This window comes from Halogeometricum pallidum JCM 14848, from assembly GCF_000337095.1.
Lineage (GTDB): Archaea > Halobacteriota > Halobacteria > Halobacteriales > Haloferacaceae > Halogeometricum > Halogeometricum pallidum.
In genome coordinates, this window is the sequence record NZ_AOIV01000027.1 from 1 (window position 1) to 19,609 (window position 19,609).

The window sequence follows — 19,609 nt, forward strand, 5'->3', positions numbered from 1 at the left end:
TGTGTATAAGAGACAGCTCGAACGTCGCGTCGGGGGCGATGCGGAGGCGTCGGCCGCCCTCGTCGTCCGTCGCGTCGACGACGGCGCCCGTGCACTCCACGATTCCGGTGAACATACTCCTCCGTCGCGTTCCGCGCGTGAAAAGCATCACGAGTTTGGTCGGCCCGCGGTCGACCGGCGCGTTCGCGACTTTCCGGGTCGGGGCACTCTCCGGCCGGGATACGCTTTTGTGGTCGCTCGCCAACCCGCTCACGATGACGCTCCTCTCCAGGTTTCGGACCAGTTTCATCGCGGGACTGTTCCTCGTCGCACCGCTGGCGGTGACAGTGTTCATCCTCGATTTCGTGTTCGACCGCCTCACGGCCATCATCCTCAACCCCATCGTGAACACGGCGGGGTTGACGAACGTCACCGGCGACGAGATACTGCTCGCGCAACTGCTGGCGGCGGTTCTGCTCGCCGTCTCGCTCACCGTCGTCGGCCACGTCGCCTCCCGCGAACTCGGCCGCCGCCTGTTCGGGGGGTTCGAACGCGGCGTCGGCCTCATCCCCCTCGTCCGGACCGTCTACTTCGGCGTTCGACAGGTCTCGGAGTCGCTGTCCAGACAGAGCGACGGGTTCGACCACGTCGTCCTCGTGGAGTACCCCCGCGAGGGCCTGTACGCCATCGGCTTCGTGACGAACGACGGTCCCCGTTCGGCCGAGACGGCGACCGACTCCGAGGAACTGCTCACGGTGTTCGTCCCGCACAGCCCAAACCCGACGGCGGGGACGCTGGTGATGGCGGCGCCCGACGAGGTGTTCGAGGTGGACATGTCCGTCCGGCGCGGCCTCCGTCTCGTCGTCACGACGGGCCTCGGCGTCGACGACGTGGAGGAGTTGCCCGAAGGGGTCGTCAGGTGACTCAGAGACCCCAGTACGCCGCGATGCCGACGGACGTGACGACGGCGAGCAGCAGTTGCAGGGGCGCGCCGACGCGAACGTAATCGGAGAAGCGGTAGCCGCCGGGGCCGTACACCATGAGGTTCGTCTGGTAGCCGACGGGCGTCATGAACGCCGTCGACGCCGCGAACGTCACCGCGAGGGCGAACGAGAACGGGTCGGCGCCGACGTCGGCGGCCGTCGAGACGGCGACGGGGAGAAAGAGGATGACGCTCGCGACGGGCGTGATGACGTTGGCGAACGCGCCCGTCAGCAGGTAGAACAGGGCGAGGACGACGACGGGCGGGAGGCCGGCCGTCGCGACGACGAACGAGTCGGCGACGAGTGCCACCGCGCCCGTCTCCCGGAGGGCGACGCCGAGGGGGACGACGCCGGCGAGGAGGAAGACGACGTTCCAGTTCACCGCGTCGTACGCCTCGTTCGGCGAGAGGACGCCCGAAACGACTATCGCGACGACACCCGCGAGGGCGGCGATGGCGATGGGGAGCACGTCGAACGCGGCGAGGGCGATGACGCCGAACAGGACGACGAACGCGGCGACGGCGGTCCGGGTCACGCCACCCTCGCGCGCCCGCGCCATCACGTCGTCGAACGCCTCGTTCGTCACGACGAAGTCGTCGTTCTCCGTGAGGAACTCCGCGGCCCGTTCGGTCGTCCGCATCAGGAGGGCATCGCCGCCGCGCAGTTCCGTCGCACCGATTCCGTCGCGGACGAGTTCGCCGCCGGCCCGCCGAACGGCGAGGGCGGTGGCGTCGTACCGCTCACGGAGGCGCGCGCTCTCGACCGTTTCGCCCACCAGTCCCGACTCCGAGGGGACGACGAGTTCGACCAACGTGCTGCGCTCGGGGTTGTCGAGTTCGGCGTCCGTGACGGCGGCCCGCGGCAGTCGGCGCAGGGAAGCGAACTCGACGAACCGCTGGATGGTCGCGGGGTCGCCCCGGACGGTGAGGATGTCCCGCGACTCCAACTCGCGGTCGGAGTCGGCGGCGACGAAGTGCTCCTCACCCCGTACCACGTCCAGCACGTCCAGCCCTAAGTCCCGGTGGGCGTCCTCGGCGACCGCCTGCGCGAACTCGTCCACCAGCGGCGACCGCGAGGTGACGAGGACGCGCGCGAGGTACGACTGCACCTCGTATCGCTCGGTGCGCGACCCCGGCGGGACGCGGGCGGGCAACAGCCACTTCCCGACGGTGAGCAGGTACGCCGCACCGACGAGGAAGACGACGACACCCAGCGGCGTCAACTCGAAGACGCCGAACGGCCGCCCGAGGAGTTCCTCCGAGAGCCCCGAGGCGACGAGGTTCGTCGCGGTGCCGAACAGCGTGAGCGTTCCCGCGAGCATCGACGCGTAGGAGAGAGGGATGAGCAGTTTCGAAGGGGAGACGCCCGCCTCGTTCGCTAAGTCGGTCACCATCGGGACGAAGACGGCGACGACCGGCGTGTTGTTGACGATACCCGCGATGGGGCCGGTGAGGCCGATGACGGCGGCGAGGAGTCGGTTCTCGCTCCCACGCGTCAGGTGGGCGACTTCGACGCCGAGGCGGCGCACGACGCCCGTGCGCTGGATGCCGTCGCTCAGGATGTACATCGCCATGATGGTCACCGTCGCGGAACTCGAAAAGCCCGACAGCCCCTCCGTCGCCGACACGCCCGTGTACGGTTCGAGGGCGACGAGGACGACGATGACGGCGATTGCCGTCACGTCGGGCGGCACCGCTTCGGTGACGAACAGGGTGACGGTCCCGAGAACGACGGCGAAGACGACGAGGACGCCGAGGGGAAGGGTCGTACCGAGGAGACTGACCGAAGGCGCCGTCAGTATCATGTGTCGGTCCTCTCGGTCCGCCGAGTTAGCCGTGTCGCCGCGCCGGCGTCCGGTTCTGCCCCTTTCTTCCCCTCGGGTCCGCTCTCCGTCGCCCGGTGCGGACCCGTCCGACACACCGAGACGCTTTTTCCCTCGGCCGGCCATGCTCGGACGATGCGACTGGGAATCATCGGAACGATTCAGCTCGCGGCGACGCTGGTGTTCGCGGTTCCGCTCGGTATCTTCGGGCTGAATACGTTCCTCGACGGGCAGCGACTGCTCGGCGGCGGCCTCCTCGCCGTCGCGGTGCTGATGGTCGTCCTCCCGCGCATGGTGACGACGCCCGGCGACATCCCCTCGAAGGTGGCCGAATCGGTCGTCGGAAAAGCCGTGAAGACGCCCGACGACGAGGAGTGAGACGGAGGCCGAACGGTTCGGCGTTCAGCGCCCGTTACTCCGCCGTCGGCGCGAACGACCGCGGGTACTCGTGGAGAATCTCGTAGCCCTCGCTCGTGACGGCGACCAACTCCTCCAACCGAACGCCGCCCTGCTCTGGGTCGTAGACGCCCGGTTCGACGGTGAACGCCATCCCCTCCTCCAACTCGACCGCCTCGCGAAGCGACGGCGCCTCGTGGAGGGAGACGCCGACGCCGTGGCCGGTGCCGTGCGTGAACCCGGCCGCGCCCTCCTCGGCGTTCGGGTCGAAGCCGTGGGCGGTGAGTTCGGCGGCCGCCTCCCGGTGCACGTCGTTGGCCCGCGCGCCGGGTTCTATCTCGTCCAGCGCGGCCGCCAACGCCGCCTCGACGGCGACGTAGGCGCGGCGCTCCCAGCCGCCGTCGCTGTCGACGACGTAGGTGCGCGAGAGGTCGCCGTAGTAGCCGTGCGGGCCGCGCGGCGAGAGGTCCAACAGAACCGTCTCACCCGGCCGTAGGACGGCGGTGCCGGTGTAGTGTAAGTCGGCGGCGGTCGGTCCCGCGCCGACGACGGTGTTGCCCGCATCGCGGACGCCGTAGGCGGCGAACTCGGCGTTCACTCGTCTTCGGAGGCGTTCGGTCGACAGCGGCCCCCCCTCCCAGACGAGTTCGTCGCCGTCGGGTTCGGCCGCGGCCAGAATCTCCTCTGCGCGGGCCATCCCGCGGACGGCGGCGCGTTGGACGCGGCGGAGGCAGTCGAGTTCCCCCTCGGTCTTCGTGCGCCGAGCGTCGGCGACGGCCGCCGTCGATTCGAGGTCGTAGCCCGCGCGTTCGAGGTGGACCGCGGCGTCGTGCGGAATCCGCCGCGGGACGAGCACCGTCCCGCCGTCGACGCCCGACGCGGACAGCGCGGCCGCCGCGCGGACGCCGGCGGGGTCAGACTGGCTCTCGGTCCGCACCGTCCCGTCGAACTCCCGGCCGGCCTGCTCTGCGAACAGGGTCGGCGCGCAGAGGACCGACTCGCCCGCCGCGCGGACGAACGCGTAGTCGCGGTCCGGCCCCGAAAAGCGGGTCAGATAGCGCAGGTCGTCGTCGAACCGGTCGCCGACGGCGACGAACGCGGCGGCGTCCGCCGCCGACAGCGCCTCCTCGAGGAACGCGGCGTCCGTCGACGGGGCGGGAAGCGGGTCGGGGCCGGCGTCGGCGGCGCCGGTCATCGCGTCTCCGTCTCGGCCATCGGCGCTACGGGTCCGGTTCGGGCGCCGGCGCGTCGCCGGTCTGCGCGTCTTCGAGCAGTTCCTCGAGCGGCGTGTCGCGCACCTCGTTGTGCAGGAGGACGCTCACCGGGAGCGTCGGCGCCCCCTTGACGAGGTTCTCCAGGATGACGAGGCGTTCGCGGGCGCGCGACATCCCGACGTAGAACACGCGGCGTTCGTTGTCGGTGAGGATGGGGACGGGGTCGGTCGTGGAGGTGAACTCCTCGACGCCCGCCACCTCCTCGTCGTCGACGGAGGCGGCCATCTGCTCGACCACCTTCTCGGTGAGGTCGGTGGAGACGAACACGTGATCGGCCTCGCGGCCCTTCGCGGAGTGGATGGTGCCGACGCGGACGCGGTTGGGGTCCATCCCCTTGTACTCGCCCTCGAAGTACGCCTCGACGGACTTGCGCTGGAAGGAGGTGACCTTGCGGACCATGTCGCCGGCGGCGGCGCCGTCGGGGACGAACGGGGCGTGGTCCTCGATGGTCTCCGGCGTCACTTCGAGGTCCGTCAGGTCCTCGACGCCCTCGAGGTCCTGTAGGTCGTCGATGTAGTCGAACAGGTCGTCGCGCTCGTTCGACCCGAAGGCGGAGTCCTGCAGCATGTCGGCCAGGCGCCGCGCCTCCAACCCGGTGATGTTCTCCTCACGGTCGAGTTTCTCGATGGCCTCGACGTACTGGGTGAGGCGGTCGGTCCACATCCGCTGGTCCGTGAGAACGGAGAACGGGACGCCGAGCGGCAGGAACTCGTCGATGAACTGGAACATCTGGTAGCGCGCCCGGAACAGCACCATGATGCTCTCGTCGTCGTCCTGCTCTATCGTGTAGCGCACGTTCCGCGCGAGGTCCAGCATCGACGGCGACGCGATGCCCTCGACGACGCCGCCCTCCTTGCGCGGGTGGAGGTCCTTCTCCTGTCGCTTCTCGATGTGGCGAATCTCCTGGTTCACCACGTCCAGAATCTTCGAGGGGAGCCGATAGGAGTTCGGCAGCACCACGTCCTCGTCGCGTTCGGTGTCCAAGAGGAGGTTCGGGTCCGCGCCCTGCCACGCGTAGACGACCTGGTCGTCGTCGCCGGCGATGAGGACGCCCCTCAGGTGCGGGAGCCACTCCTGGTAGACGTCGTACTGCAGCGTCGTGATGTCCTGGAACTCGTCGATGACGAGGTAGTCGACGTTCGGAACGAGCGAGCGCTGCTTCACCCGTTCGAGCATGTCGGCGAAGCCGACGAGGCCGTTGTCGCCCTTGTACTTGCGCCACCCGCGGATGACGCTCGGCACGTCGATGCGGTCGTCGTCGGAGGGCCACGTCGGCGTGTACTTGTTGCCCTCCTGCGCGTTGGGGTCCACCTCCGGCGGGAGGCGGACCTCCTCGACGTCCCAGTTGAACGGCACGTCGTACCACTCGGAGACGTCGCGGCGGGTGCGCTGGAGCCACTGGCTGGTGGCGATTATCTTGTTGCCTATCGTCGTCGACCGGGCGGTGCGGCGGCCGGCGCCACCGTACTCGTCTTCGAACTCGACGCCGAAGTTCTCGCAGAACTCCTCTTTGTCCTTCTCGCCGACCACGTCGTTGCGCGAGAGGTCGAGCAGTTCGTACGCCTTCGCGTGCATCGTGGCGACGTTCCCCTGTAGCGCCCGCGGGGAGACGTCGAGTCGCTCCGCGAGGCGTTCTCGAATCTCCGCGGCGGCGGCGCGGGTGTAGGAGACGACGAGGATGTCCCGAATCGTCACGTCGTCGTCTTCGAGAATCTCCTCGACTCGGTCGAGAAGCGCCGTCGTCTTCCCGCTTCCCGGACCCCCGAACAGACGGGTGACTGTCGCGTCGGAGTCGCTCATTGTACCCGTTCACGCCCTAGTCCCTCATAAACTGCCTGCTTTCCGGGACCGCTCTTACCGTCGAAAAAACGCGTCAGAAGGCGATTCGCGGAGGTCGAGCGGGGGCCCGTCAGGCGCGCGGATCCCACCCGCAGACGGTACAGTCTACCGCCGCCTCGTCGTGAAGTGCACCGCAGTCCGGACACTGCTTCTTGTTATAAGATGTCTCCCAGTCCTCTCGTTCGGATACGTCGTGACCGCGGTCGTCTAAGAACTGGTCGAACAGCGCCTCGTTGGAGTCGGGTGCTGAGGCCATACATGGTGTGCTACGAGTTACCACCACTTAGTCTTGTTGCCGGCTCTCACGGCTCGGGAGCAATCGATACCAGAGGCGGCGGAAAGGGCGCCGCTTCGGGTCGAACCCGCGAATTCTTCTCGTCGCGTCGGTCGATTCACCGGGCTCTCTCGGCGGGCTCAGAGCCCGTACAGCGATTCGAACTTCGCCGTCGCGTACTCGCGAAACGCGTCGGCCGACAGCGGTTCGCCCGTCGCCTCCGCGACGAGTTCGTCCGTCGGGTACCGCCGGCCGTGCCGGTGAACGTTCTCGCTCAACCACTCGTGCACCGGGCCGAACTCGCCGTCCCGAATCAGGGCGTCGACGTCGTCCAGTTCCTCGCGCATCGCCGCGTCCAACTGCGCGGCGAGGACGCTTCCGACGGTGTAGTTCTGGAAGGCGGCGAGGTAGCCCGCCGTCCAGTGGATATCCTGCAGACAGCCTTCGGAGTCCGTCTCGGGTCGCACGCCGAGATACTCCTCCATCTTGTCGTTCCACATCGCGGGCACCTCCGACACCTCGATGTCGCCGCCGAGGAGGGCCTTCTCCGTCTCGAAGCGGACGAGGATGTGCAGGTGATAGGTCAACTCGTCCGCCTCGACGCGGATGCGGTTGTCCGGTTTCACGCGGTTGACCGCGGCGTACGCCGCCTCCGCACTCGCGCCCGACCCGAGTCGGTCGTTCGCGGTGTCGACGAACCCCTCCCAGAACGGCTTCGACCGGCCGACGTGGTTCTCGAAGAAGCGCGATTGGGACTCGTGGACGCCGTGGCTGCCCGACTCCCCCAGCGGCGTCCCGTACCGCTCCCGCGGCAATCCGAGGTTATACGTCGCGTGCCCGAACTCGTGGACCGTGGAGGTGAGGCCGGCGAGGGGGTCGGACTCGTCGAAGCGCGTCGTCACCCGGCAGTCGAACTGGTTGCCGAAGGTGAACGGGTGCGCGGCGGTGTCGAGACGGCCGCGGGTCCAGTCGTAGCCAACGCGGTCCAGCGCGTCCTCCGAGAGCGCTAACTGCGACCTCTCGTCGTACGTTCCGTCGAACGGCGTCGGCAGTTCGCCGGCGGCGCGTATCTCCTCGACGAGGGGCACGAGCGTCGCCTTCAGGTCCTCGAATATCTCCTCGACGGTCGAGATGGGGAGGAACGGCTCCGAGTCCCCGTATATCGCCTCGAACGGGTGCTTTCCCGAGTCGAGGTGGTCGGCGCGTTCGCGGTAGCGGTCGACGATTCGTTCCAGGGTGGGCGCGAGGGCGTCGAAGTCGTCGTCGGCCTTCGCCTCGACCCACGTCTCGTGAGCGCTCGACTCGATACGGGCGATATCGGCGACCAGTTCGTCGGGCACGCGGTCGGCGCGTTCGTGTTGGCGTCGAATCTCCGCGACGGCGGCGCGTTCGGCGTCGTCCAGTCCGCCCTCGTCCACCGCCTCCAGCAGTCGGCCCAGTTCGCCGTCGGTCAGCAGGTCGTGTTCCAGCGAGGAGAGCGTCGACCGCTGTTCGGCGCGGGCGGGCGTTCCGCCGGCGGGCATCTTCGTCTGCTGGTCCCACATCAGTATCCCGTCGGCGTGGCGGACGTTCGAGACCCGGCGGTAGCGGTCGAGGAGGGCGTCGTAGGCGTCGCCGCCGGCCGCGTCGGTCGTTGACATACCCACGGGTCGCCTCGGACTCCTATCAAACTCCGTCTGCCGGCAGTCGGCGAAAAATCGGTCGTCGGGGGTCGCTCGCGCCGTCTACGCGTCGATGCCGTACAGGTCGCCGTACTTCTCGGTGACGTAGTCGGTGAACGCGTCGGCGGTGAAGTCCTCGCCCGTCGCCTGCGCCACGAGGTCGTTCGTCTCGTAGCGCGCGCCGTGCCGGTGGACGTTCTCGGTCAGCCACTCGTGCAGCGGTTCGAAGTCGCCCTCCTCGATGCGGCCCTCCAGGTCGTCGATGTCGGCCTCGGCGGCGTCGTACAACTGCGCGGCCATGACCGACCCGAGCGAGTACGTCGGGAAGTAGCCGAAGTTGCCGTGGCTCCAGTGGATGTCCTGCAGACAGCCTTCGGAGTCCGTCTCGGGGCGGACGCCGAGATACTCCTCGTACTTATCGTTCCACACTTCCGGCACCTCCTCCACGTCGATGTCGCCCGCGATGAGGGCCCGTTCTATCTCGAAGCGGACGATGATGTGCAGGTGGTAGGTCAACTCGTCCGCCTCGACGCGGATGAGGTTGTCCTCGTACACCTGGTTTGCGGCCTCGTACGCCTCCTCCAGTGTCACGTCCTCGGCCTTCGGGAACTGCTCTTTGAACGCGGGGAGCAGGACGTTCCAGAACGCCTTCGAGCGGCCGACGTGGTTCTCCCAGAGGCGCGATTGGGACTCGTGGACCGACAGGTCGCGCGACTCGCCCAGCGGCGTCGCGTAGTGTTCGTCCGGCAGGCCGAGGTTGTACGTCGCGTGCCCGAACTCGTGAACCGTCGAGAGCAGCGACCCGAGGGGGTCGGATTCGTCGAAGCGCGTCGTCACGCGGGCGTCGAACATCGTCCCCGAGGAGAAGGGGTGCGAGGAGGTATCGAGGCGGCCGCGCTCCCACGGGTAGCCGAGCGTCGAGAGCACGTCGCGGCACAGTTCCTCCTGGGCCGCTTCGGGGTACTCGCCCTCCTTCGTGAACGCGCCGGTGGCGATGTCGTCGCCCGACTCGCGTATCCGCTCTATCATGGGGACCAGCGTGTCGCGGAGTTCTTCGAGGATGGACTCGGCCTGTTCGAGGGGGAGGCACGGCTCGAAGTCCTCGAACAGCACCTCGTAGGGATCCTTCTCGGGGTCGATGTGCTCGGCGTACTCTCGCTTGAGTTCGATGTGTTTCTCGAGGTGCGGCGCGAACGTCGAGAAGTCGTCCTCGGCCTTCGCCTCCTCCCACGCGGGCAGGGCCTCCGAGGAGGCGGTCGATATCTCCTCGACCAACTCCGAGGGGACGCTCACGGCGCGGTCGTACTTGCGCCGAATCTCGCGGACGACGGCCGCCCGTTCGTCGGTCAGGTCGGCGTCTTCGAGTTCGTCGAGTCGCTCGCCCACCTCGTCGTCGGTGAGCAGTTCGTGGGCTAGCGAGGAGAGCGTCGACAACTGCTGGGAGCGCGCGGGGTTGCCGCCCTCGGGCATCATCACCTGCTGGTCCCACGAGAGCAGTCCGGCCGAATTCTGCACGTTCGAGACCCGCTTGTACGTTTCGAGGAGTTCCGTGTAGGCTTCTGGCGCCGACTCGGCGTCGGCCCCTGCGGCGTCGGTGGCCATATCGAATCGAAACACCTCCTGCGTTATGAACTATGTGTATGCGGAGGTGCCCTCGCCGCGGGCGTTACTCCGTCTCGGGCCACGACTCGGCCGCGTCGAGGTAGGTGTCGTAGCACCGTTCCAACACCGAAAGCGAGACGCTCTCGGTTTTCGTGTGCGCCTCACCCGGTTCCGACGCGCCGCAGACGACGCACGTCGCCCCTGCCCCCGCTAACCACCCGGCGTCCGTGGCGTGCGGCTTCGTCACCAGTTTCGGGTCGTTCTCCTGCGCCCGCGCGGCGGCGTCGAGCACCGCCTCGGCGAACGCCTCGTCGTCACAGCCCATCGGCGGGAGGTCCTGTTCGAGCACCCACTCGACGCCCTCGACCGCCTCGACGCGTTCGAGGTCCGCGTACTCGCCGGGGACGGTCCGTTCGTCCACGGTCACCTCGCAGCGCTCGGGAACGACGTTCCACGCCGACCCGCCCTCAACCTCGGTGACGACGACGCTTCCCGCCAACGTCTCGCCGAACACCTCCGCCTCCGGCGCGTCGAGGTCGCGGATCACGTCGACGGCGTCGCAGGCCCGATAGACGGCGTTCTCGCCGGCCTCTGGTTCGCTCGCGTGCGAAGCGGTGCCGCGGGCCACCACCGTGGAGGCGCGCCGTCCCTTGTGCGCGACGACCACGTCGGTCACGTCCGCGTCCGAGTAGTTCGTCGACCCCTCGCCGACGATGGCGTAGTCGGGCGCGAAGCCGTCATCGATGGCGCCGCGGGCGCCCTCGCCGCCCACCTCCTCGCCGACGAACGAGGCGAAGACGAGTTCGCCCGCCGGGTCGGCGTCGCGGAAGGCGAGCATCGACGCCGCGACGGCGCCCTTCATGTCCGCCGCCCCGCGGCCGTACAGGCGGCCGTCCCGTTCTTCGATGACGTACTCGCCGTCCGCTACCTGCGAGTCGTCCGGCGGCACCACGTCGTGGTGACCGACCAGCGCCAGCGACGTCCCCTCGCCTTTGCGGGCGAGGACGTTGCCGTGTCCGTCCCGCGTCACCGCGGCGTCCGTCTCCTCGCGGAGCCACGACTCGATGACGTCGCCGCAGGCCGACTCGTCCTCGTGGCTCGGCGTCGAGACGAGCGTTCGCGTGAGCGCACTCAGTTCTCGCATGGACGGAGATACTCCCCGGTCGGCATAAGTCTCGGTACCCCGGTAACGTCGCCAGGGAGCGGGAAAGAAACTGGGGCGTACGGCCGGAGGACCCTTCCGTCGCCCGACGCTACGACCGACCGTATGACGGACGACGACACCGACGCCGAGGAGGAACGGCAGGAACAGTACGGCGGCGGCGAGGGCGACGTCGACGCCGTCGAACAGACCGAGGCCGTCGGCGACGGGGACTCGGATTCAGATTCGGATTCGGACTCGGACTCCGACGGCGAGAGCGAGGCCGACGTCGACGAAGAGGAGTGGGAGGAAGCGGAACACGAGAACCCCGACGACCGCGAAGACTGATAATGACGGCTCTCACTATTTACCGGTAATCGCGACTCTCGGTCCCCTCGATCACCGGTAAGGGACGAGAGCAGTCATTATGACGCGTCGCTCCCGACGCTCCTCTCCGCGAGAACTCCGAACCGGACCGGTTCCGGTCCGGGTCACTCATCCGAGAGCGGCACGACCGACGGGCGCGGCGTCCGTCCGCTCAGTTCACTTCGTTGTACATCTCGTCGATGACCTTCTCGACGCTCGGCGGGCCGCCGTCGGGCTGCTCGGACGTGTAGGAGTACTCCGACTTGCCGTCGTGCGAGGGGCCGGTCGTCCACGGCTGTCCGGGGTCCTCGCGCTCCTCGCGCATCGTGGACATGAACGTGTAGTTGTAGTCTTGGTTCTCCTTTTCCTGCGGGAAGCTCGCGGGGACGGGGAGGTGGTCGTCGAAGGAGTCGAGCACCGAGTGCCACTGGTTCTGGTGCATCGTGTCGCGGGCGATGAGGTACTCCAGCATGTCCTCCATGCCGGGGTCGTCGGTGAACTCGTAGAGGCGCGTCGCCAGCGTGCGGCCGGTGGACTCGGCCATCACGTTGGCGTACATGTCGGCGGCGAGGTTGCCGCTGGCGACGACGTAGTTGCCGGTGAACGGCACGCCGTTGCTGTCGACGGGCATTGCGTGCATGCCGGCCGAGAGCGCCTGCCGGGGCTGGCCGCTGCGCATCATCTCGTCGATGACGGCGTCCTCGCGGGCCGCCTCGCGCGCCTCGGGGGAGGCGCCTTCGAGGTTCTTCGCCACCGCCGTCGCCAGCATCTCGATGTGGCCCAGTTCCTCGACGGCCGTCTCCATGAGGAGCGTCTTGTACTCGCTCATCTCGCTCGGCACGGCGAAGGACTGGAACATGTACTGCAGGGCGACGCGCATCTCACCCTCCGCACCGCCGATAGCTTGCTGGAGCATCTTCGCGAACTGCGGGTTCGGTTCCTCGACTTCGACCTCGTACTGCAGGCCGTTTTCGTGGTAGAACATCGTTACAATATCCTCGTCGCGTAGTGTACTAAAATAATTTTTTGCCGACAGACAAGTTCTGTCTCGATGTAGAAAACGAGTCCCATAGAGATGAAAAGCAAATTCTCGTTCCGATGTAATTCCCGCGTTCCGATACGCCTCACTGAGATATCATGTTTACCGGAGACGAGGTCCATCGGTCCGCCGTGATACGGTCTTTTATCAGTCTCGCACGCCAAGCCGGGGCCATGAAGCTAGTGCCGGACACGAGCGCGGTCATCGACGGTCGCGTGTCCGAGCGAGTCGAGTCGGGCGGCGACGTGGAGACGGTGTGCGTGCCCGAAGCCGTCGTCGGCGAACTCGAATCGCAGGCGAACAGCGGCTACGACACGGGCTGGGAGGGGCTCTCCGAACTCCAACGCCTCACCGAACTCGCCGACGAGGGGTCGGTGACCGTCGAGTACGTCGGTCGGCGGACGAAACCGAGCGAGGCCACCGGCGCGCACGAGGGCGACATCGACGCCGTCATCCGTGACATCGCCGAGGAGCACGGGGCGACGCTCCTGACGAGCGACCAGGTGCAGGCCGAAGTCGCCCGCGCGAAGGGCATCGAGGTGGAGTTCGTCGAGGCGCGCACCCGCGGGTCCGGCGGCCTCGTCATCGAGGAGTTCTTCGACGACGAGACGATGTCCGTCCACCTCAAGACCGGCACGAAACCGAAGGCGAAACGCGGCGCCATCGGCGAGATGCACTACCAGACCATCGGCGAGGAGGTGTCCGACGAGGAGACGATGAAGGCGTGGGCCGACGACATCGAGAACTCCGCCCGCGCGAGTCCCGACGGCTTCGTCGAACTCTCCGAACCGGGCATGAGCATCGTCCAGTTCCGCGACTACCGAATCGCCCTCGCCCGCCCGCCGTTCGCCGACGGCATCGAGATAACCGCCGTCCGGCCCATCGTCAAGACCGAACTCGACGAGTACGAGTTCGCCGACGAACTCCGCGACCGCCTCTCGGAACGCCAGCGCGGCGTCCTCATCTCGGGGGCGCCCGGCGCCGGGAAGTCGACGTTCGCGCAGGCCGTCGCCGAGTTCCTCAACGACAGCGACTACGCGGTGAAGACGATGGAGAAACCGCGCGACCTGCAGGTCGGCCCCGAGATAACCCAGTACACCGCGCTCGACGGCCAGATGTCGAAGACGGCGGACTCTCTGCTTCTCGTCCGCCCCGACTACACCATCTACGACGAGGTGCGCAAGACCGACGACTTCGAGGTGTTCGCGGACATGCGCCTCGCCGGCGTCGGCATGGTCGGCGTCGTCCACGCGACGCGCGCCATCGACGCCCTCCAGCGACTCGTCGGCCGCGTCGAACTCGGCATGATTCCGCAGGTGGTCGACACCGTCGTCTACATCGAGGACGGCCGCGTCGACACCGTCTACGACGTGCAGACGCAGGTGAAGGTGCCCGAGGGCCTCACCGCCGAGGACCTCGCCCGCCCCGTCATCCAGGTCACCGACTTCGAGACGGACGCGCCCGCCTACGAGATATACACGTTCAACCGCCAGGTCGTCACCGTCCCCATCGGCGACGAGGCGGAGGGACGCGACGAGACGGGCGTGAGCCGCCTCGCGCGACAGGAGATAGAGCGCGAGATTCGCTCCATCGCGCGCGGCCACGTCGAAGTGGAACTGCAGGGACAGGAGAAAGCGACCGTCTACGTCGACGAGGACGACATCTCCTACGTCATCGGCAAGGGCGGCGGGAGAATCTCCGACATCGAGGACCGCCTCGGCATCGACATCGACGTTCGGACCCACGAGGACAACCCGGCCCAGTCGTCGGCGTCCGGCGGGTCCGGCGGGTCCGGCGGCGAGGAGGGCGACGTCGTCACGCCCGAGGTGACCTCCCGGCACGTCGTCGTCCGGATGGACGACCACGTCGGCGAGACCGTAGAAGTACGCGCCGACGGCGACTACCTCTTCACCGCGACGGTCAGCCGCGGCGGCGACATCCAAGTTTCCCGGGGCAGCGCCATCGCCGACGAACTCGAACAGGCCATCGACCGGAAACAGAAAATCACGGTCCACCCGGCGTAGGCCGCCGGTCGCCGTCTCTTCTATTCTCGTCCGTCCGCCGCCGCCCGCCGGTCGTCAGCTTCCGCTTGCCCGCCGCCTCGAACGCCGTCGCTCGCCGCGCGGAAAGGAAGAAGATTAGTTTTCCACGTCGTCGCGGAGTGGTCGTGCATCGGTGCGCTCCACCTGTGGAGACGGAGACGTTACGACGGGGTTATTCCGCGCAGCAGGCTTCCGCCTCGTCGGCGTCGCCCTCCGAGGGCCGCTTCGGGGCCGCATCGGTGAGCTGATAGAGATTCTGCCGCGCGTCCGCGAAGTAGACGTCCTCGTCGACGACGCCGATCCCCTCCAGCCGTTCCAGCGCGTAGCGAACCGTCCGAGCCGACAGCATCGACTCCTGGACGATTCCCTTCTGCGTGAGCGGGCCGTTGTATTCGAGTACTTTGAAAACTAACTTCGCACTCGGGGGGAGGTCGTCGAGACTCTCCTGTTCTTGTTCTGCCTCAGCCATCGTTACGAATCGAAACGTGCAAACGCCATAAACCTTCGTGGACTGTTACGGGAGAACGGTTCAACTTCGCTACGTTTCGCGCCGCGTCGGGTCGTCCCCCGCGTGCGGGAACGAACGCCTTTTGACGTCGGGTATCGGAGTCGTACCCATGGCAACGGAAACGCAAACGGGCCTCTCGGGTCACATGCGGGGGGTCACGGTCACCACGCTCGCCTGCCTCGCCGGCGTCGCGGCCGCGCTCGCGTCGGGCACGCTCGTCGGACTGGGGTCGGTCCCCGTGTCCGAGGCGGCGACGAACCAGCAGGCGCTGGCCGTGCTGGGGGCGGCCGTCCTCGCGCAGTTTCCCGTCCTGAAGGTCGTCGGCGTCGACGTCTCGGAGTTCGGCGCGAAGGACTACCTCTACGTCGCCTTCATGACGTTCACGCTGTGGTTCATCGCGTTCGGCATCCTGCTGACCTCCGGAGCGGCACTGTAATCATGGCGGAAGACAGCATCGCGGTCGTCGACCTCGACCGGTGTCAACCCGACCGCTGCAGCTACGAGTGCGCCAACTACTGCCCGCCGAACCGGACGGGCAAAGAGTGCATCGTCACGCGCGGGGAGTACTACGAGGACGACGAACCGTACGACGGCGGCCCAGACCAGATACGCATCTCCGAGGAAGTCTGCCTCGGCGAGACCTGCGGCATCTGCGTCGAGAAATGCCCGTTCGACGCCATCGAGATAATCAACCTCCCCACCGAGCTACAGGAGGACCCGGTCCACCGCTACGGCGAGAACGCCTTCGCCCTCTACGGTCTCCCCGTGCCCGAGTCGGGCGCGGTGACGGGTATCCTCGGTCCGAACGGCATCGGGAAGACGACGGCCGTCCGAGCGCTGGCGGGCGAGATGGTTCCCAACCTCGGCACCTACGACGAGGAGGCGACGTGGGAGGCCGTCCTCGAACGATATCGAGGCACTGAACTGCAGAACTACATCGAACGCGTCCGCGAGGAGAAGGTCTCCATCGCGCGCAAACCCCAGTACGTCGACCAGATTCCCAAGCAGTTCGACGGCGTCACGAGCGAACTGCTGGAGGCGACGGACGAACGCGGGAAACTCGACGAGTACGTCGAGCGTCTCGGCATCGCCCCCGTCGTCGACCAACCGCTCGACACCCTCTCCGGTGGGGAACTCCAGCGCGTCGCCCTCGCGGCGACGCTGGCCCGCGACCGCGATTTCTACTTCCTCGACGAGATAACGCCGTATCTCGACATTGGTCAGCGCGTCACCGCGGCCCGACTCATCCGCGAACTCGCCGAGGAGGAGGACAAGGCCGTCCTCGCCGTCGAACACGACCTGGCGATACTGGATCTGCTGGCCGACACGCTCCACATCGCCTACGGCGAACCCGGCGCCTACGGTGTCATCACGGACCCCAAGTCGGTCCGGAACGGCATCAACGAGTATCTGAAGGGCTACCTCTCGAACGAGAACATGCGCATCCGCCCCGACGAGATACAGTTCCACCAGCACGCGCCGCGCGAGACGACCAAGAGCGACCCCCTCGTCGACTATCCGGATCTCTCGAAGTCCTACGGCGACGGGGAGTTCTCCCTCGACGTCGAGGGCGGTACCATCTACCACTCGGAGGTGCTCGGCATCGTCGGCCCGAACGGCATCGGGAAATCGACGCTGGCGCAGATGTTCGCGGGGTCGCTCGAACCCGACGAGGGCGAACTCGACTACCGCCTCGACATCGCCTACAAGCCGCAGTACATCGATATCGACCAGCCGATGCGCGTCGACGCGTTCCTCTCCTCTATCACCGAGGACTTCGGCACCTCCTACTGGAAGACCGAGGTGGCGAACCCGCTCCAACTCGGCCGCATCATGGAGCGCAACCTCGACGACCTCTCGGGCGGGGAGCGTCAGCGCGTCGCCATCGCGGCCTGCCTCTCCGAGGACGCCGACCTGTTCGTGCTGGACGAACCGTCGGCCCACCTCGACGTGGAACAGCGAGTGCAGGCGACGACGGCCATCCGCCGCTACGCCGAGAACCACGACGCGACGGTGATGGTCATCGACCACGACATCTACATGATCGACCTCCTGGCGGACCGCCTGATGGTCTTCGACGGCGAACCGTCCGTCCACGGCCACGCCGGGACGCCGCAGGAGATGCGCGCCGGGATGAACGACTTTCTCTCGGACCTCGACATCACGTTCCGCCGCGACGAGCGGACCCAGCGCCCCCGCATCAACAAGCCGGGGTCGCAACTCGACAGCAAGCAGAAGCGCTCGGGCGAGTACTACTACTCCACGGAGTGACGACCCGCTCGGAGTTCTTCCCCTTTCGTCGATTCGGCCTCAAACGTTAACGGTGTCGACGCTCGATATGCGTACATGAAACAGCAGGTACTGAAGCAGTTTCTCGGTTCGAAGAAGTCGCGTCAGCTCGGCGTCATCCTCCCGCTCGTTCAGGCGGCGTTCGCGCTCCTCAAAAAGAAACCCAAGCGGGCGCTCCTCCTCGTCGGCGTCGCCCTCGTGTCGAGTCGGTCGACGAAGCTCGGCACCGTCGCGCAGGTCCTGCTCAAGGTGTTCGGCGGCCGCGGCTCGAAGGCGTAAACGGTTCGTCGGCGTCCGCTGACCCCCAGTTTTCCGAGGTGACTACCGCTCCAGCGGTGCGGACGCCACCGCGCCCCCGTCCGCCTCTTCTACGTCGAGTTCGTAGCCGAACGCCCGTATCACCGCGGCGTTCGTCCGCACGTGGTCGGTGACGCGCGGCATCCGCACCGCGCCGCCGGCGAGGGCGACCCACGGAAGCAGTTGGTCGCCGAGGTGTTCGTCAACCGCCGCGCCCGTCGCCCGCCACTCGCGGAACGCCTCGACTGCTTCCTCGGCCACCGATTCGGCGGGGACGCCCCGCTCTCCGAGGACGCCGTACCCCGCCCGCGAGTCGCCGCAGTCGGCGACGAGAGTGAGGACCGCCCCCGGCGACGCCGTCTCCGTGTACGTCGCCGCCGTCGCCGTCGGCACCGCGGTCCGGTCGTCGGCGGCCGCGGCCATCCGCTCGGCGACCGACGCGGATTCGAGGGAGTCGGCGGCGACGGCGCGGGCGGAGAGTCCCCGCACCGGGCCGCGTTCTCGGAGGCGCAGTTCTGAGAGCGAGGACGGCCGGACGGTCAGCGAGAGCGTCCCGCCGCCGGCGGGGTAGAAGCCGCGCCGTTCGACCGCCAGGTCGGCGTCGACGCCGACGGCCCGCAGCAGGGGTATCTTCGCGTGCCGGAGGTAGTCGACCATCGGCGACCATTTCACGTCGGTGCCGCCGGTGACCCTCGCGGTCAGCGGTTCCCGGAGGGCGACGGCGAGGGGGAGAAGGGCGTCGCAGACGAGCGTCGCGCTCCCGGCCGTCCCCACGTCGACGGCGAACTCGCCGCCGGGGGCGGCGGTCGGTTCGAACGTGAACGCGTCGCCGCCCACCTCGACGTCTTCGACGGTGGCCTCCGTCGCCGCCGCCACGGCCTCGACGGCGGCGACGTGCTGGGCTTTCAGCCCGGGGTCCGGTCGCTCGGCGCGGACGTTCTCGACGCGTATCGGCCGCCCTTCGATGGCGGCTAAGGAGAGGGCGGTCCTGACCTGCTGGCCGCCGCCCGCGCCTCCGTCGAGTTCGAGCATCTAGCGGACCACGGTCACCGGGACGGCGGCGTTCGCGACGAGGCGCTTGGCGACGCTCCCGACCATCCCCTCGACGCGGTCGGAGAGGCCGCGGTGACCGACGACGATGCCGTCGACACCGTTCTCGGCCGCGTACGCCGTAATGGTCTCGACGGCGTCGCCGTACAGCAGGACCGCCTCGGCGTCGACGCCGTTCTCGGCGGCGCGTCCGGTCGCGTCGGCAACGATTCGTTCGCCGCGCGCCTCGGCGTCGTCCGGGTCCTCCGTGTAGAGGCTGTCGTCGCCGTCGGCGTTCGGTTCGACGGCGTTCGGTTCGACGGCGTAGGCAACCGTAAGCGACGCGTCTAGGGCCGCCGAGAGCATCAGCGCGTGGTCGAGTGCTCCGTCGCTCGGTTCGGATCCGTCGACTGCGACGAGGTAGTGCATTTTTTCACCGCCCTTACTACGCCGCGGACGCGGTTAGCTGTAGCTGTGACGTTCGGACGGGCCCGGAGGGATTCGACCCGGCGACGTCGCGTCTGTGGGTCGGGAGTCCTCAGTGGACCAACCGACTGCAGGTGCCGCAGAGGTTCTCCTCTTTGACGTCCACCTCGCGGACCGTGGGTGAGAAGGACATGACGCATTTGGAGTTATCGCAGTGCTCTAATCCGAGCGTGTGACCGATTTCGTGGACGACCTCCTTGCGGACGCGGTCGGCGAACACCTCCGATTGGGGTTTGGTCGTAATTCCGCCGTCAGAAGAGGTCTGGAGGCGGTACGTCGAGATGACGGAGCCGTTGCCGTTGAGGTAGGCGAGGCCGAAGACGTAGTTCCGCCGCCGGTAGTAGAGGTCTTGGGCGGTGATGCCGATGTTCTTCTCGCCGCTGCCGACTCGACTCGCGAGCTCGATGAACTGCTCGGCACGGTACTGGTTGCGCCCGCGGTCGAACGCACCTTCGGGGATCGACTGCTCGTTGTGAACCGTGACGTCGCAGTCGTAGACGCCGCGGAGGGCCGCAGATGCCTCGCGCTTGACCTGCGCGGGAAGGTCCCCGATGGGCACGATGTCGACAAGCATGAAAGTTG

General features: G+C 67.6%; 19 protein-coding genes. 7 read left to right on the forward strand and 12 right to left on the reverse strand.

All coding sequences use genetic code 11. The features are described 5' to 3' along the window. The first annotated feature begins 254 nt into the window (after positions 1-254). Positions 255-902, forward strand: a complete 648-nt coding sequence (locus C474_RS11805; RefSeq protein WP_049916955.1) for a DUF502 domain-containing protein — start codon at positions 255-257, stop codon at positions 900-902. A 1-nt stretch (position 903) separates the two neighbouring features. Here C474_RS11805 and C474_RS11810 read toward each other — a convergent pair whose 3' ends face one another. Beyond that, positions 904-2,766 (reverse strand): SLC13 family permease, encoded by a 1,863-nt coding sequence (locus tag C474_RS11810; protein ID WP_008387071.1) that lies wholly within the window; start codon positions 2,764-2,766, stop codon positions 904-906. A 153-nt stretch (positions 2,767-2,919) separates the two neighbouring features. Here C474_RS11810 and C474_RS11815 point away from each other — a divergent pair, with 153 nt between their 5' ends. Then, positions 2,920-3,162: a DUF7533 family protein gene (locus C474_RS11815; RefSeq protein ID WP_008387073.1), complete on the forward strand. Its 243-nt coding sequence runs from the start codon at positions 2,920-2,922 to the stop codon at positions 3,160-3,162. Between the two features lie 34 nt (positions 3,163-3,196). Here C474_RS11815 and C474_RS11820 read toward each other — a convergent pair whose 3' ends face one another. From C474_RS11820 to C474_RS11845, 6 genes are all read right to left on the reverse strand, one after another. Continuing rightward, the gene (locus C474_RS11820) at positions 3,197-4,375 is read right to left on the reverse strand and encodes a M24 family metallopeptidase (protein ID WP_008387074.1); all 1,179 of its coding nucleotides are present in this window, start codon (positions 4,373-4,375) and stop codon (positions 3,197-3,199) included. A 25-nt stretch (positions 4,376-4,400) separates the two neighbouring features. Further along, positions 4,401-6,254: a UvrD-helicase domain-containing protein gene (locus C474_RS11825; RefSeq protein ID WP_008387076.1), complete on the reverse strand. Its 1,854-nt coding sequence runs from the start codon at positions 6,252-6,254 to the stop codon at positions 4,401-4,403. Between the two features lie 109 nt (positions 6,255-6,363). After that, complete coding sequence (locus C474_RS11830; RefSeq protein ID WP_008387078.1) at positions 6,364-6,549, reverse strand: HVO_0416 family zinc finger protein; 186 nt, start codon at positions 6,547-6,549, stop codon at positions 6,364-6,366. Positions 6,550-6,707: 158 nt separating this feature from the next. After that, positions 6,708-8,207: a carboxypeptidase M32 gene (locus C474_RS11835; protein ID WP_008387079.1), complete on the reverse strand. Its 1,500-nt coding sequence runs from the start codon at positions 8,205-8,207 to the stop codon at positions 6,708-6,710. Positions 8,208-8,291: 84 nt separating this feature from the next. Next, complete coding sequence (locus C474_RS11840; RefSeq protein ID WP_008387081.1) at positions 8,292-9,830, reverse strand: carboxypeptidase M32; 1,539 nt, start codon at positions 9,828-9,830, stop codon at positions 8,292-8,294. A 64-nt stretch (positions 9,831-9,894) separates the two neighbouring features. Continuing rightward, positions 9,895-10,974, reverse strand: a complete 1,080-nt coding sequence (locus C474_RS11845; protein ID WP_008387083.1) for a M20 family metallopeptidase — start codon at positions 10,972-10,974, stop codon at positions 9,895-9,897. 123 nt (positions 10,975-11,097) lie between these two features. Here C474_RS11845 and C474_RS11850 point away from each other — a divergent pair, with 123 nt between their 5' ends. Next, positions 11,098-11,319, forward strand: a complete 222-nt coding sequence (locus tag C474_RS11850) for a hypothetical protein (RefSeq protein WP_008387085.1) — start codon at positions 11,098-11,100, stop codon at positions 11,317-11,319. 190 nt (positions 11,320-11,509) lie between these two features. On the opposite strand, the gene C474_RS11855 is transcribed toward C474_RS11850, so the two are convergent. Further along, positions 11,510-12,322, reverse strand: a complete 813-nt coding sequence (locus tag C474_RS11855) for a manganese catalase family protein (RefSeq protein WP_008387087.1) — start codon at positions 12,320-12,322, stop codon at positions 11,510-11,512. A 227-nt stretch (positions 12,323-12,549) separates the two neighbouring features. On the opposite strand from C474_RS11855, the gene C474_RS11860 reads away from it, so the two are divergent. After that, positions 12,550-14,400, forward strand: a complete 1,851-nt coding sequence (locus C474_RS11860; RefSeq protein WP_008387088.1) for a PINc/VapC family ATPase — start codon at positions 12,550-12,552, stop codon at positions 14,398-14,400. 190 nt (positions 14,401-14,590) lie between these two features. On the opposite strand, the gene C474_RS11865 is transcribed toward C474_RS11860, so the two are convergent. Further along, entirely contained in the window at positions 14,591-14,887 is a 297-nt protein-coding gene (locus C474_RS11865; RefSeq protein WP_008387089.1) for a MarR family transcriptional regulator, read from the reverse strand. 148 nt (positions 14,888-15,035) lie between these two features. On the opposite strand from C474_RS11865, the gene C474_RS11870 reads away from it, so the two are divergent. The 3 genes from C474_RS11870 to C474_RS11880 all read left to right on the forward strand — a co-directional run bounded on the left by C474_RS11870 (position 15,036) and on the right by C474_RS11880 (position 17,494). Then, complete coding sequence (locus tag C474_RS11870) at positions 15,036-15,362, forward strand: EMC6-like membrane protein (protein WP_008387090.1); 327 nt, start codon at positions 15,036-15,038, stop codon at positions 15,360-15,362. Between the two features lie 2 nt (positions 15,363-15,364). Continuing rightward, the gene (locus C474_RS11875) at positions 15,365-17,197 is read left to right on the forward strand and encodes a ribosome biogenesis/translation initiation ATPase RLI (protein ID WP_008387091.1); all 1,833 of its coding nucleotides are present in this window, start codon (positions 15,365-15,367) and stop codon (positions 17,195-17,197) included. 75 nt (positions 17,198-17,272) lie between these two features. Further along, the gene (locus C474_RS11880) at positions 17,273-17,494 is read left to right on the forward strand and encodes a hypothetical protein (protein WP_008387092.1); all 222 of its coding nucleotides are present in this window, start codon (positions 17,273-17,275) and stop codon (positions 17,492-17,494) included. Positions 17,495-17,536: 42 nt separating this feature from the next. Here C474_RS11880 and rtcA read toward each other — a convergent pair whose 3' ends face one another. The 3 genes from rtcA to C474_RS11895 all read right to left on the reverse strand — a co-directional run bounded on the left by rtcA (position 17,537) and on the right by C474_RS11895 (position 19,601). Continuing rightward, positions 17,537-18,544 carry an RNA 3'-terminal phosphate cyclase gene (gene rtcA / locus C474_RS11885; protein WP_008387093.1) on the reverse strand — a complete coding sequence of 336 codons (1,008 nt, stop codon included), beginning with the start codon at positions 18,542-18,544 and terminating at the stop codon, positions 17,537-17,539. Then, positions 18,545-18,970, reverse strand: a complete 426-nt coding sequence (locus C474_RS11890) for a universal stress protein (RefSeq protein WP_008387094.1) — start codon at positions 18,968-18,970, stop codon at positions 18,545-18,547. Between the two features lie 109 nt (positions 18,971-19,079). Then, complete coding sequence (locus C474_RS11895; RefSeq protein WP_008387095.1) at positions 19,080-19,601, reverse strand: archaemetzincin family Zn-dependent metalloprotease; 522 nt, start codon at positions 19,599-19,601, stop codon at positions 19,080-19,082. Positions 19,602-19,609: the final 8 nt, after the last annotated feature.